Below are 13,753 nucleotides of genomic sequence, written 5' to 3'. Positions count from 1 at the left end.
ATTATAGTGGAAATTGGACATATGCCCGAAATCCGTTACCGGGCATCGATTCAAAAGTAGCGCTTCCCTTCAAGCCCGAAATACGGTTTTCCATAATGCGCAGCCCGTTTTTTCGCGCCTGCCCTATTTTAGCGCTTCCCGAGCCGTTGTCAGAATAGGTAAGTAAAATGTTGCGACCGTCTATCGCAAACAAAAATAATGCGTGCGAACATTGGCTGTGTTTGCGCATATTGGCCAACAACTCCTGTACGATCCGGTAAAACTCCAATTGTCGACGGCGCTCGAGCTTTTCCCAGTCCACGTTCGCGATGCCTTGGGCGATGACGGCGCACTCGTCCGAATTGTATTCCTGCAACAACTCCCGCAACGCCTGCCCAAAATCGCCCTCAGGAACCTCGCTGTTGTCGCGGGAAATGCTGCGCGTGCCTTCGTAAATGTTTTCGAGCCGTTGCAGCAAGGTTTCTTTGTTGGCTTCGTCCGATAAGTTTTTAGTTTCGGTAAACACGATGGTTTTGTGCACTTCGTTGGCCAATTCGTCGTGCAATTTCGTGGAAATACGCACTTCCGCTTCGTATGTGGCTTTCTTTCGGATGTTTCGGGAGCGTCGAACCAGGAAATATACTATTGCAGCGGATGCAAACGCCAATACAAACGAAATATTAATAAAAAGCAATTTTTCATTACGTTCCCTAATCCTTTCCATTTTTGCAAGCATTTTTTCTTCCTCTAAACGCCTTACGTCATATTTAATCTTGGCAAATGCAGTACGTGTTTTCAGGCGTTTGCTTTCGAGGCTGTCGGATATACGGATGAAATTTTTCGAAAATAACTCAATATTTTCTGACGAAGATTGATTGACCAAAATCCGCAGCGCTTGTAGGCGATCTTCTGGAGCATTGTACAATTTTGCAAGCCGCTCAGCATCCAACGCAAAATTAACAGCCTCCTCTCTGTCGGACACCATTTCTGCAAGATGAAGATAACTGGCTATCAAACCTGATGTGTCTGCCGATGCTTTACGTAATCTCAGCGCATCCATTACGTAGGCTTGTCCGTCCGGATTCCCTAATTTAAATACGGAAAATCCGAAATTGTCCAGCAGCTTGGTTTTAATCTCAAGTGTATCGGGTAGCGAATATTGGCGAAATGCTTCCGAGAGCAACAAATTGGCTTTTCGATAATTTCCTTTTAGAATATTTGCATAGGCCAGGTTGTTGTCTACCGTTGCTTTTTTCCAATCCTGACTAACGTATGAGCGTCCTTTGTAGTAACTTTCTGTCGCACTTTCGAGATCGTCCATCATCGCAAAACTTATCCCGAGGTAGACATAAACAGATTCTAAATAAATACTATCCTGCGAAGTTTCAAGATATTTTAACGCCTCAACAGATGTCGCTTGCAGTTCCTGATAATCATTAAATTGATTGTATAATTCCGCTTGTTTTAATAACGTATACGCGACACGCATGCTGTCTGAGCCTCGCTTATATAAATTTTTTGCTTGCTCGTAACCTGCAAATGCCTCGTCAGCGTCACCTCTTTTTAGAAGGGAGTCAGCCCTTAATTGGAATTTGTATCCGGCGCGGATGTTGCCCTTATCAGCCTTGGTTTGATTATCTGACACACAGCCAGCAATCAGCAATAGCAACAAAAAATAAAAAGGGGAATGAAACCGCATGTTTTCCATTCCCCGAAAATACTAAAATTCAGTATGCGATCGCCTCATCACGGATAAGGCGGTGGCGGCGGTGGTGGCGGAAGGGTTCCATTGCCGCCCCCCGGACCTCCGGTATTGCCTTCGAGTTGCACATTCGCACTGCCGGATTTTGCGGCCTCATCATCTGCGCTGCACGATCCCATCAACACGCCGACGACAGCCAGCGCGCCCAATATGAAAAATTTTTTCATGTTTTTTGGTTTTAAAAATTGAACATGAGCAAGGCCTTACCGCATCAAAAAGGTTTTACGGAGCATAAGGCTGTTTGCCGATTTTCGGGAAGTGCAGTGAGCCGTTACGAACCTGTCCCGTTATACTTCCCGGGATAACCGTCCGGGTTCGTAAGGCGTCACTGTGTTGGGATCTGTTTTGTACATTTGCCCGTAATGCATGTGGGGCGGTGACAAATCCTGAGGCAAAGGAAATGCACGAAAAGCCTGGCGTTGGCAGGGAGTTCCGATAATTCCGATAGTTCCGATAATGCTTAAAATGCGCACTGTGATAAAGACATCCGACGATTATTCGAAAGCGGTCATGGCCGAATACCATCGCAGCAAAACCACGTTACACGAAGGACTGCTCATCTCGCCTTCGCCTGCGGGATTGCGCGACCTCTGCCTGAAAATGATCGCAAACGGAATATCGGCTCAGGACGAAAATGTATTCCGAACCTTCTTTAAGCTCAATTCGACGGAAGACGTCCTAAGAGGGATCAAAAAGTTCGATCTCGAAAAATTCCGCCCAGTGATCAACTTCCTGATTGGAAAATCGCGCGCGACAGATGCGAGAAACCTCAATTTTATTGCGGTTCTCATTCAATTTAAAGAACGGCCTTTAAGCCGCTTTATCGGTTCGGACAGGGATTCCGGAACCATTCCGGATGGCGGCAAACCCGAAGATGTCGTATTCAGGCCGCGCCAAAAAAGTCAGTTTACAAGAAGGAATTCTGTTTGGGTCGGCGTGTTATCGGTCGCACTCGTAGGGCTCATCGCCTATCTTACGTTCGCCCGCAATCCGTCTGAAAAACAATGCATGGGTTGGAACGATCACGCTTACGAAACCCTCGATTGCCGTACTTCGAAAGGACTTTCGGTGCGACCGTTGGATTCGCTGCAATTTCGCGTCAGGGAGATCGATGCCAAAGCCGACACCGAATTTTTTATACAAGGCAGGCCCGTCGTATGGTATCTCAGACACGACGGGAAATACGAGTTTTTCGACCATCCGGGGCATCATCCCGTCAAAATCGACAAGCAATTGATTCCGGTCTCGACGTACATCGCCCGTCAGGTCGTTTCAGGCGAAATCAAAGCAGATTATTGATCAGTTGCTGATTTTTACGACTAGCGGATTCGCCACGATTTTCGACTGGCGCGCTAGCATTTCGTCCCAATCGGCGACAGTTGCGATCTGCCCGCTTTTTGTCCAGGCGAATCCGGCGTAATAAACGAGATTTCGGGAAGCGTCCGTAAGAATGATCAAATTGCTTTGATCGGGAGTTTTGGATTTATGGGCAAACGCGTCAAATATTGCTACCGGACTTACGATCACGCCTTCGCCCACAAATGCATCGTCTATCTTCTCAAAGTGACGGAAAATCCCATTTTTCGTGTCGATTTTAACCTCGCCCTCATTTTTGTGCAACGTAATCCCGATGGCGTAATTTGGAACCGTTTTTTTGCTTTTGTATGTGACTTCCGCCTTGTAGAAGTTGCTGCCGAGATCGAGTGAGATGCGTTTGGTTTCGGTCAGGCCGAAGTCTGAAAATGGAGCATAAACCAACTCGAAGGTCGTTCGCAACGGGCCATCCGCGATCGTTTTCCAGCCGACGAAGTTCTTGGAAACCACAAGGCTGTCGCCTATCCAAATTCCGGTTCCGCCCGTTCCGCGACTCGCCCCAACGTGATATGGGTCATAGCCTTCGCCCCGATCTTTATGATAAAACATTGGGTCCGATTGGTAACCCAAATACCAATTGTCGACAACCGGTTTTTCGGTGCGCTTGAGCCAGATGTCGATGCCCGACGAGAGCGTTCCGTTCGGGCGTTTTTGCTCAAACCTGTTTTGGGCGTCAGGACCGTAAGTGCGAAAGGCGACTTTATCGTTTTCCCAGGCGTAATCGTCGGTGCGTTCGGGCACAAAACGCGAAAAGGCTTTGGTTTCCGAGGTCGTTTTTGAAATAAAAGCGTTGTCGGAAAAAATGATGTATTCCGACTTTGAATTGGCCGGAACTTCAGCCTGGAACAACAATTCGTCCGGTTTTCCATCTGCGTTTGGATCGAGCCATTGCACGACGAGATTTTCGGATTTTCCTTTCGGCTTTACGTGGATAGTTTCAAAACCCAATGCGACGATTTTCGTCAATTTCGACGTCGGTACCGAAACGATTTCCTTGCGTGCAAAAGCGAGGTTATTCGTTACGGAAACCTTTATCTGTTGCGAAAAACCCGCAAACGAAGCAAGAATAAAGATCCAAAACCGCTTCATGGTTTCCTTCGATTGGCGGCGTCTTCCCGATCTTTAATTTTCTTGTAATAGGCCTGCAACACATAGAATGCTTTCTTTTTCTGGCCTTTTTCGCCATATAACCCTTTTCGGTTCCACAATTCCTGATAGTCGGGATGATTGCGCTTCGGGCTTCGGAAATCGGCTAAAATCCAAGGCGAAAGTCCCGAGAAACTATCCGGGAAACGCTCTTCGAACATCTTGATTTGTTCCTCGTAAAACCATTCCTGGTATTCTTCGCTGAAACGCGTGAGCTTGTCGGCGTGAAAGCCAGCAAGCGCGCCGGCACCGGTTTCCGAGATAAAAAACGGTTTGTCGTATGCTACTTCCCATTCGGCCGTTCGGCAAGCATCGGGCAGACCGGAATACCAGCCGAGATATTCGTTCAATGCGACGATGTCGGTAAAGGCGCCAAGTGGGTCGTCTACGTGATTTTTGCCCTTGTTGTAACCGACTTCGAGTGCCGCGGCGATCAATCGCGTGTCGTCTGAAGTTTTTGCGCGTTTGACCAAATTGCTCATGAACGCGGTCCGGTTTTCACTCACCGGCGTTTCGTTCCCAACCGACCAAATGATGACAGCCGCGCGATTTCGGTCACGCGCTATCATTTCGTCAAGCTGTTTTTGCGCTTTTTGGAGCACCTCGGGATTTTTAAAATCGATCGTCCAGTAAACCGGGATTTCAGACCAGACCATGAGCCCCATTTCGTCGGCGAGTTTCGTCATGTTTTCGTTGTGCGGATAATGCGCCAGACGCACCATATTACAACCCAATTCTTTTGCCCAACCGAGCAACTGCTTCGCGTCGGCCATGTCGTGGGCGCGTCTGATCTCTTGCGGGATTTCCTCGTGTATCGAAATGCCGCGTAGAAAAATTTGTCGTCCGTTGACGAGGATTTTCTTGCCTTGCACTTCCACTTTCCTGAAACCGATTTTTTCCGAAATCGTTTCGCTTCCCAGCGTGAATCTCACTTCGTACAACTTGGCTTTTTCGGGTTGCCAAAGTTTGAGGTTTTTGAGGTTGAATTCGATGTTTGTGCTGTCTGAATCGGCTGTGATTTCCTTTTTGAATTTAAGCTCCGGGATTTCGATGCGTATTTTCGATCCCGCCGAGGCTTGACTTAGTTTCACAAATCCGGAAACGGAAAACGTATTTTTCTTGATCGAACCCAAAATGTCCTGCTTTTGCGAAAGCGCCAGGTTGTATTGGCTAATGAATGTCCTGGGAACGATGACGAGCTTGACCTCACGCGTGATGCCGCCGTAATTCCACCAATCCGTGTTCAATGTCGGGATTTCATCGGCGTGGCGCTTGTTGTCGACTTTTACGACGAGAAAGTTGTCGGTTTCCTTTAGCAGATTAGCCGGTATTTTAAAATTGAACGGCGTAAATCCGCCTTTGTGCGAACCGAGTTTTTTTCCGTTAAGGTAAACATGAGCCTCGTAATTCACCGCAGCGAAGTACAGATAAACATCGTCGTCCTGATTCATTTTCGGACGATCGAACTTGCGCTGGTACCAAACCGTACCTTCGTAATGCAAAAACTGACGATCCTGATGGTTCCAGTCGCCGGGCACCTTGATGCTGCTTTTGTCGGAATATCGATGTTCGATGAGATCGGATTTGCTCTTCGGAAGATTTTCGTTCCAATACGCGCCGTTATCGGATTCTTTTCGCTCCCTGAAACGATAGTCGTAAAATCCGGTTTCGTAAGTGTCGATGATGTAATGCCAGGTTCCGTTTAGCGAAACATTGCGGCGTCCGTCGGGATTTGAGATAAGTTCGTCCTGGGCCAAAACCGTGTTCCATCCTAAAACGATCAGTAAAAGAAACAACTTTTTCATGTCGGAAATTTTCTATTACCTTTTTTTACTGCGCATCATCGCCTCTACCAGATAGTAGTCGCCATACGTCAACGGAACGTCGATCTCGGTCTTGTTGGGCATGTTCCCGACGCCGTGCCTGAGTAAAAAACCGCCGTTCGAGCCGTCTTTTGCCAAATATTCTGACGAAAGCAACGTGTCCAAAATCGCACTTGCATTGTCTTTGTAGCGTTTCGCATTTGTGGCATCCGAAAACGTCGAAAGCTCAAACAAAGCCGACGCGATGATGCTCGCCGCCGAGGAATCGCGCAACGCGTTCGGAATGCCCGGAGCGTTGAAATCCCAATACGGCACTTTGTCCTTGGGGAAATTCGGATGATTCAAGATGAAATCGGCTATGTGCACCGCCTGATCCAGATATCTTTTGTCCTTGGTTTCCCGGTAAGCGGCGACGTAGCCGTACAATCCCCAAGCCTGTCCGCGCGCCCAAGCCGAGTTGTCTGCCGCGCCCTGATTGGTTATTTGCTTGTGGACCTTTCCATCTTCTTTTCCATAAATCACCACATGAAATGAGCTGTAATCGGGACGGAAATGGTTCTTGATCGTCGTATCGGCATGACGCGTCGCGATTTTGTAGAACGAACTGTCGCCGCTGTGTCGCGTGGCCCAAAACAACAACTCGAGGTTCATCATATTGTCGATGATCACCGGCATTTCGTCTGCAGCCGCGCCGTTCCAGGGCGAACTGTCCCAAGATTGGATGCAGCCGGCTTTCTCGTTGAAACGCGTGGCCAGCGATTTGGCGCTGTTCATCAGGATTTTCTCGGTTTCCGGATTCGGGTCGAGGCGTTCGAGGTTGCCGAAACTGCAAAACATCATAAACCCAAGATCGTGCGTCGTCTTGTTGAACTGCTCTTTTTCGAGATCCTTGAGAATGCGCATCGCTTCTTTTTTGAGCTTGGGTGCGCCTTTGGCTTCGTCGAGCAACAACAACGTTCCCGGGTAAAATCCGCTGCACCACCAACCGGAATCACTGGTCTCGAGCGAATCGTTCTTTACGTGATACGATTTTGGGAACCGTCCCTCGGGAAGTCGTTTGGCCAACGAAGCATATTGGGAAATGGCGTTGTCAAGGCCCGATTCGATTTTGTCCGTCGGTTCGACTTTTTTGTCGGACTTCGCGCATGCCGAGAGCAGCATCAATAAAGACGCGCAAATGAAGAGTTTTGTCATGTCGTTCGTTTAGAAGTTGCGATCCGGTTCCGATATCCGAAAACTTCACATCCGTAAATTTACGATTTCGCCAAATGCGGGCGACGCTTGCAACAAAAAAGCCGACTATTAAATCGGCTTTTGTTTGATTTTATTTGTCTACCTGTTCTATTAAATCCCAGTCAAAACTTGACATTTACCGCCAGCCGCCGCCCAAATCGCGGTACACGTTCACTACCGCGTTGAATTGCGCCTTTTTGGTCTCGACAAGTTCGAGTTTGGATTCGAGTGCGTCGCGCTGGGTGAGCAAGACTTCGAGATAATCGGCTCGCGCAGAGCGGAACAGATCGTTTGAAACTTCGATCGACCGGGTCAATGCCTGCACCTGTTGCAACTTCAACTCATAACTTTTTTGAAGGTTCCCGATGTTCGACATTTGGTTCGACACTTCAAAATAAGCGTTCAAAATCGTGCGTTGATACTGGATCGCGGCTTGGATTTGCCGTGAATTCGCGCTTCTGAATTCGGCTTTGATCGCATTTCGGTTGACGATCGGGGCCGTCAAATCGCCAATAATCGAATAGAGCAGCGACTCCGGCATTGTCGCCAAATACGACGGTTTGAATGCCTGGGTTCCAATCGATGCCGAAATATCGAGAGACGGATAAAATTCCGCCCTTGCAGCTTTCACATCGAGTTTCGCCGCCGCCAATTCCAGTTCGGCCTGTTTGATGTCGGGGCGATTAGCCAACAGTTGGGACGGAATTCCGAACGCGATGAAATTTGGAGCAATATGCACGAAATCGCTTGTATCGCGAACAATTTGCTGCGGATAACGTCCCAGCAAAAAATTGATCCTGTTCTCGGTCTCGACGATTTCCTGAGAAATCTTAAACTCAAGGCTTTGCGAACTCAACACTTCGGCGTTGAACTTTTGCACGGCAAGCTCGGTGGCACGCGCGGCCTGCTTTTGAACCTTTACGATTTCGAGGCCGTTTTTCTGGATATCGATATTCTGCTTTACGATTGCCAACTGATTGTCGAGCGCGAGCAGTTCGTAATAGGAATTGGCAACCTCAGCAATCAGGTTCGTGAGCACGAAATTCTTGCCTTCGACACTTGCGAGATAACGATTTACAGCCGCCTTTTTTGAATTCCGAAGCTTTTTCCAGATGTCGACTTCCCAATTGGCGACGGCCTTGACGCCAAAATCAGCCAACGGATCTGGCGTTTCCACACCTGGCTTGATCTCGGTTGTCGCATCGCCGGCGCCTTGGCTCGTGTAGCGTCCGACCTTTTCGATTCCGGCTCCCGCCTTTAGCGCAATAGTTGGCAAAATCCCACCTTTTTTCATCCGGATCTCGTTCTGGGAAATTTCAATTTCCTGTAATGTGATGTTGAGCTCCTGATTATTCCGGAGGGCGACTTCGATGAGTTCCTGAAGGTGCTTGTCGCGGAAAAAATCGCGCCATTTGAGATTGGAAACATTCGCGGTATCGCTGTTTTGGGCGAAGGTTTCCGGCATTGGCAATTGATCTGCGGTTGCGGTGATTGCCGGCGCCTTGCAACTTGCGATCGCCAACGCGGCCAACATCGGCACGATCCATTTTGTGATTTTTATTTTAAACATTGTTGTCGATTGCTTCGGTTAACGGATTTTCTTCTTCGTTCTTTACGAATTGGTGCTTTTCGGATATTTTTCCGAAGATGTAGTACAATCCCGGAATGATCACCACGCCAAACACGGTTCCGAACAGCATGCCGCCAGCGGCCGCAGTTCCTATCGTGCGGTTGCCGATGCGTCCCGGCCCGGAAGCCAAAACAAGTGGGATCAACCCGGCGATAAAGGCAAAAGAGGTCATCAGGATCGGACGGAAACGCACTTTTGCGCCTTCGAGTGCCGCCTCGAAAACCGAAAGGCCTTCACGGTGTTTTTGTACGGCGAACTCCACGATCAATACCGCGTTCTTTCCGAGCAATCCGATAAGCATGACCATGGCGATCTGGGCGTAAATGTTGTTTTCGAGGCCCATCATCTTAAGCCACAGGAACGCTCCGAAAATTCCGACGGGAAGCGATAAAATGACCGACATCGGCAAGACGAAACTTTCGTATTGAGCCGACAGGATCAGATAGACGAATCCGAGGCAAATCAGGAAAATGTAGACCGCCTGGTTACCTTGCGCGACCTCGTCTTTGGAAATTCCAGCCCAATCGATGCCGTACCCGCGCGGCAAGGTGTCTTTCGCCAATTTGTTGATCGTGGCAATGGCCTCACCCGAGCTGTAACCCGGTGCGGCGGAACCTGAAATCTCAGAAGCCGTGTACATGTTTTGGCGCGTGATCTCTGATAATCCGTAGACTTTGTCCATGCGCATAAATGCAGAAAACGGCACCATTTCGTCGTTTTTGTTCTTGACGTACAACTTCAGGATGTCATCCGGAAGCGCGCGGTAAGAAGGCGCGGCTTGCACGATGACTTTGTAGGCGCGGCCGAACTTGATGAAACTGATCTCGTAATTGCTTCCGACAAGCGTAGAAAGCGTGTTGAGCGCATTTTCGGGAGAAACGCCTTTTTGCTGGGCCAGATCGTTGTCGAGATGCAACATGAATTGTGGGAAACTTGCGCTGTAAAAGCTGAAAACCGAAGACAATTCCGGACGCTTTTTCATTTCGGCCACAAAATCGTTGTTGACTTGTTCCATCTTGTGGTAATCGTTGGTTCCCGTCTTGTCGAGCAGGCGCAACTCAAAACCACCCGCGGCACCGTAACCGGGAACCGCCGGAGGTTGGAAATATTCGATATTGGCACCGGTTATTTCCTCTGACTTTTCCTCGAGTTCTTCGATGATTTCGGTTACCGAATGTTCGCGCTCTTCCCAGGATTTGAGGTTGATCAGGCATGTTCCGGCGTTGGCTCCTGTTCCTTCGGTCAGAATTTCATATCCGGCCAAAGACGATACCGATTGCACGCCTTCGACCGTTTCGGCTATCTTTTGCAGACGTTCCGAAATCTCGTTCGTGCGCTCCAGAGACGAGCCGGGAGGCGTTTGTATGATCGCGTAAAACATACCCTGGTCTTCGTTCGGGATAAATCCGGAAGGAACGGTCTTGCTCGTAAAATAGGTGGCGGCGCAGAACAGGATCAATATCCCGAACGTGACGACGCGTCGGTTGACGATCTCGCCGAGCAACGTCTGATACTCGTCTGACAAGATGTTGAACCGGCGGTTGAAGCCGTCGAGAAAAGTATCGACAGGCGATCTCTTTGTCGCATGGCCGTGGTTGTTTTTGAGAATCATCGCACACAAAGCGGGCGTCAGCGTCAAGGCGACAATTCCCGAAAGTATGATTGCCGTTGCCATCGTGATCGAAAATTGTCTGTAAAAAATTCCGACAGGCCCGGACATGAACGCCACGGGAATAAAAACGGCGGCCATCAGGAAGGTAATGGCGATAATGGCTCCGGCGATCTCGTGCATCGCTTTTTTCGTGGCTTTTCGTGGCGTCAGATGCTCCTCTTCCATTTTGGCGTGGACGGCCTCGATGACCACGATCGCATCATCGACGACGACTCCGATGGCCAGCACCAACGCAAACAACGTGATCAGGTTAAGCGTGATCCCGAAAAATTGCATAAAAAAGAACGTCCCGATGAGCGAAACCGGAACCGCAAGCGCCGGAATGATTGTCGAGCGCCAATCGCCGAGGAATAAAAACACCACCAATCCGACGAGGACAAAAGCTTCTACCAACGTGTGCAACACCTTATCGATAGAAGCGTCGAGGAATTTGGAAACGTCGTAACTGATTTCGTATTCCATGCCTTTCGGAAAGGTATTTCCCTTGATTTCCGCCAACTTGGCCTTGACGTCTTTGATGACCTGGCTGGCGTTGCTTCCGTACGATTGCTTGAGCACGATCGCCGCCGAAGGCTTGCCGTTCAGGTTCGAGTAAATATCGTACATCGAGCTTCCGAATTCAACGTCGGCGACATCTTTCAAACGCAAGATTTCCCCGTTTGACGTGGCGCGTAAAATCACGTTTTGGTATTGTTCTTTCGTAGTAAATCGGCCGGAATATTTCAACACGTATTCAAATGACTGCGAACGTTTGCCGGAACTTTCCCCTGTTTTTCCCGGAGAAGCCTCGAGACTTTGGGACGCAAGTGCTTCCATGACTTCTTCGGATGAAATCTTGTAAGCGAGCATCCTGTCCGGCTTGAGCCAGATGCGCATCGCGTATTCACGGTTTCCGAGAATGTCCGCGACTCCTACGCCATCGACGCGCTTGAGTTCGGGCAAAATGTTGATGTCGGCGAAATTGTAGAGGAACTTTTGGTCGGTGTTCTTATCTGTCGAATACAAATTGACATACATGAGCATGTTCGATTCCTCCCGTGTGATTTTCACGCCTTCGCGGATGACAAGCGGCGGAAGCTTATTCGTGACCGACGCGACACGGTTCTGGACGTTCAGCGAGGCGACGTTGGGATCTGTGCCGAGGTTGAAGACGACCTGAATCGTTCCTTCTCCGTCGTTTCCGGCATCGGAAGCCATGTATTTCATTCCCGGAACGCCATTGATGGCACGCTCAAGCGGAATGATCGCCGATTTGATGAGCAATTCGTTGTTCGCTCCCGGATATTCCACGGTCACATTCACCTTTGGAGGCGAAACCGACGGAAATTGCGTCACCGGAAGCTGCGTAAGTGCCAGGACGCCCAAGAACACGATGATGAGCGAAATGACGATCGAAAGGACGGGCCTTTGGATGAATCTGTTAAACATATCGATTCTGTTTTTTTGTTATTCCGCTTTGAGCTTGAGATGAGCCAGAACGTCCTGAGGTTTTTGGTATTCGTAGGCGATTTTCTGGTCGTCTTTGACGCGTTGGACGCCTTCGAGCAGGATTTTGTCGCGTACGCTGATTCCGCCGGTAAGCACGTAGAGGTCGGTCATTTCGGCTGCGACCGTGATTTCTTTCGAGGACAATTTGTGGTCAGCCCCGACAACAAAAACGTATTTCTTATCCTGGATTTCGTACGTCGCTTTTTGCGGAATGATCAGCGCGCGCTTCATTGGGATCGTCATGAGAATTTTGCCGGTTTCCCCATTTCGGAGCAATTTGTCCGGATTCGGAAACGTGGCGCGAAAGGCGATATTCCCGGTTTCATTGTCGAATTCCCCTTCGATCACTTCGACTTTCCCTTTGTATTTGAGCGGTTCGTTATTCGCCAGGAGCAACGTGACTTTATCGTCTCCTCGATCTTTGACCTTGGTCATGTAGTCGATATATTCCGGTTCGGAAACATTGAAGTAAGCGAACATTTCGGTATTGTCGGACAAACTCGTGAGCAGTTCGCCTTCGTCTATCAAACTGCCGAGCTTAAGCGGAATCCGGTCGATAGTTCCGGAAAACGGCGCCCTGATTTCGGTAAAACCCAGATGCAGTTTCGCCATAGCTTGCTGGGCCCGTGCCTGGTCGAGCTTGGCCTGGGCGACGGTTTGCTCGTTCCTGGAAATCACGTTTTTGTCGGCGAGCGTTTTGGTATTCTGCAGTTCGACTTCGGCAGCTTTGGTTTCTGCGGTTGCCTTTTGATACTCGGCTTCGTACAACTTGGGCATGATGCGGAACAGCAATTGTCCGGCCTGGACGAACTGGCCTTCGTCGACGTAAATGTTTTGCAGATAGCCCCGTTCCTGGCTCCTGATTTCGATATTGCGCACCGACCTTACTTGGGAAACGTATTCCTTGGTAAACGTGGTGTCCTTTTCTACGGGATTGGTGACGAGGTATTTCGTAGCCTCGGTTTTTTCTTCCTGGTTCGTGGAGCAGCTGGCAAAGGCGAACAGCGCGCCAATGCCCGTGATGATGATTCTTTTCATGATTGAAATTGGTGTGGATGTTTGGAAAATCAACGAAAGCCTGCGGTTGCAGGAAAGCATCAGTTGCGGAAAAACCGGGAAATGGATCGGAAACGAAAATCGTCAGATGCGAAATCCTTTACCTCGTCCCGGCGCTAACACGCGACTGAGGAAGCCAGGATCATATCCGGATGACGCGCTGCACGATGTATTTCGGGCACGAAAAGGCGTCGTCGGGCTCAGAAGTCTTGTGCCCTTTTTGAAAATCTTTGATGTACGAGGTTGAGGCGAGCAGGAAATTCCAGTGTGCCGCAAGGTCGAAAGCAGGAATGGCGACTTTTGCAGATTCGGAAGCGTCATCGCCAAAAACGTGCTCTTCCTCTGTCCCGAAATCAGCGTCGTCAATGGTGGCTAAAGCCGCTTCCCGAACGTATTTGTATCGGTGATTCTGCTCGAGATAGCTGTGTTGTTTTCCGAAGCTGTCTTTGCAAACTGCATAGTAGTGCTTTCCTGAAAGCAACAGGAAGCAAAATTGCAGGAAAAGTACGGCTAATCTCATTCGGCGTCAAAAGTAGTAAAGATTGAAATCGGAAAATCAAAATTCAGATTGCGTTAACAATTTTTGTTTT

At 49.1% G+C, this 13,753-nt stretch carries 10 protein-coding genes; 1 reads left to right on the top strand and 9 read right to left on the bottom strand.

The genetic code is table 11. From position 1 onward, the window contains the following. Position 1: 1 nt before the first annotated feature. Positions 2 to 1,468: a sensor histidine kinase gene (locus tag HC229_RS04370; protein ID WP_191019243.1), complete on the bottom strand. Its 1,467-nt coding sequence runs from the start codon at positions 1,466 to 1,468 to the stop codon at positions 2 to 4. A 257-nt stretch (positions 1,469 to 1,725) separates the two neighbouring features. After that, a complete protein-coding gene (locus HC229_RS04365) occupies positions 1,726 to 1,908 on the bottom strand; it encodes a hypothetical protein (RefSeq protein ID WP_191019242.1) in 183 nt (60 codons plus the stop codon). A gap of 298 nt (positions 1,909 to 2,206) precedes the next feature. Here HC229_RS04365 and HC229_RS04360 point away from each other — a divergent pair, with 298 nt between their 5' ends. Then, on the top strand, positions 2,207 to 3,040 hold the full coding sequence (locus tag HC229_RS04360; RefSeq protein WP_191019241.1) for a hypothetical protein: 834 nt from the start codon (positions 2,207 to 2,209) through the stop codon (positions 3,038 to 3,040). On the opposite strand, the gene HC229_RS04355 is transcribed toward HC229_RS04360, so the two are convergent. The 7 genes from HC229_RS04355 to HC229_RS04325 all read right to left on the bottom strand — a co-directional run bounded on the left by HC229_RS04355 (position 3,041) and on the right by HC229_RS04325 (position 13,683). Further along, complete coding sequence (locus tag HC229_RS04355) at positions 3,041 to 4,204, bottom strand: DUF4861 family protein (RefSeq protein WP_191019240.1); 1,164 nt, start codon at positions 4,202 to 4,204, stop codon at positions 3,041 to 3,043. Further along, the gene (locus tag HC229_RS04350) at positions 4,201 to 6,066 is read right to left on the bottom strand and encodes a glycoside hydrolase family 2 protein (RefSeq protein ID WP_191019239.1); all 1,866 of its coding nucleotides are present in this window, start codon (positions 6,064 to 6,066) and stop codon (positions 4,201 to 4,203) included. The genes HC229_RS04355 and HC229_RS04350 overlap by 4 nt, the downstream gene beginning before the upstream one ends. A gap of 15 nt (positions 6,067 to 6,081) precedes the next feature. Next, the gene (locus HC229_RS04345) at positions 6,082 to 7,278 is read right to left on the bottom strand and encodes a glycoside hydrolase family 47 protein (RefSeq protein WP_191019238.1); all 1,197 of its coding nucleotides are present in this window, start codon (positions 7,276 to 7,278) and stop codon (positions 6,082 to 6,084) included. Positions 7,279 to 7,453: 175 nt separating this feature from the next. After that, positions 7,454 to 8,887 (bottom strand): TolC family protein, encoded by a 1,434-nt coding sequence (locus HC229_RS04340; RefSeq protein ID WP_191019237.1) that lies wholly within the window; start codon positions 8,885 to 8,887, stop codon positions 7,454 to 7,456. Continuing rightward, entirely contained in the window at positions 8,880 to 12,047 is a 3,168-nt protein-coding gene (locus HC229_RS04335; RefSeq protein ID WP_191019236.1) for an efflux RND transporter permease subunit, read from the bottom strand. Before HC229_RS04335 ends, HC229_RS04340 begins: the two co-directional genes overlap by 8 nt. An 18-nt stretch (positions 12,048 to 12,065) precedes the next feature. Then, positions 12,066 to 13,145 (bottom strand): efflux RND transporter periplasmic adaptor subunit, encoded by a 1,080-nt coding sequence (locus HC229_RS04330; protein ID WP_191019235.1) that lies wholly within the window; start codon positions 13,143 to 13,145, stop codon positions 12,066 to 12,068. Between the two features lie 160 nt (positions 13,146 to 13,305). Continuing rightward, entirely contained in the window at positions 13,306 to 13,683 is a 378-nt protein-coding gene (locus HC229_RS04325) for a hypothetical protein (RefSeq protein ID WP_191019234.1), read from the bottom strand. Positions 13,684 to 13,753: the final 70 nt, after the last annotated feature.

It is taken from the genome of Flavobacterium selenitireducens (genome assembly GCF_014748335.1).
In the GTDB taxonomy this organism is placed as follows: Bacteria; Bacteroidota; Bacteroidia; order Flavobacteriales; family Flavobacteriaceae; genus Flavobacterium; species Flavobacterium selenitireducens.
Note: the sequence above shows the minus strand (reverse complement) of the source record. Positions and strands in the feature narration are given on the sequence as shown.

Bases quoted from the DNA above. Each gene is read 5' to 3' on its own strand.
- HC229_RS04370 (WP_191019243.1), bottom strand. From the start codon at position 1,468: ATGCGTGTCGCGTATACGTTATTAAAACAAGCGGAATTATACAATCAA.
- HC229_RS04365 (WP_191019242.1), bottom strand. From the start codon at position 1,908: ATGAAAAAATTTTTCATATTGGGCGCGCTGGCTGTCGTCGGCGTGTTG.
- HC229_RS04360 (WP_191019241.1), top strand. From the start codon at position 2,207: ATGCGCACTGTGATAAAGACATCCGACGATTATTCGAAAGCGGTCATG.
- HC229_RS04355 (WP_191019240.1), bottom strand. From the start codon at position 4,204: ATGAAGCGGTTTTGGATCTTTATTCTTGCTTCGTTTGCGGGTTTTTCG.
- HC229_RS04350 (WP_191019239.1), bottom strand. From the start codon at position 6,066: ATGAAAAAGTTGTTTCTTTTACTGATCGTTTTAGGATGGAACACGGTT.
- HC229_RS04345 (WP_191019238.1), bottom strand. From the start codon at position 7,278: ATGACAAAACTCTTCATTTGCGCGTCTTTATTGATGCTGCTCTCGGCA.
- HC229_RS04340 (WP_191019237.1), bottom strand. From the start codon at position 8,887: ATGTTTAAAATAAAAATCACAAAATGGATCGTGCCGATGTTGGCCGCG.
- HC229_RS04335 (WP_191019236.1), bottom strand. From the start codon at position 12,047: ATGTTTAACAGATTCATCCAAAGGCCCGTCCTTTCGATCGTCATTTCG.
- HC229_RS04330 (WP_191019235.1), bottom strand. From the start codon at position 13,145: ATGAAAAGAATCATCATCACGGGCATTGGCGCGCTGTTCGCCTTTGCC.
- HC229_RS04325 (WP_191019234.1), bottom strand. From the start codon at position 13,683: ATGAGATTAGCCGTACTTTTCCTGCAATTTTGCTTCCTGTTGCTTTCA.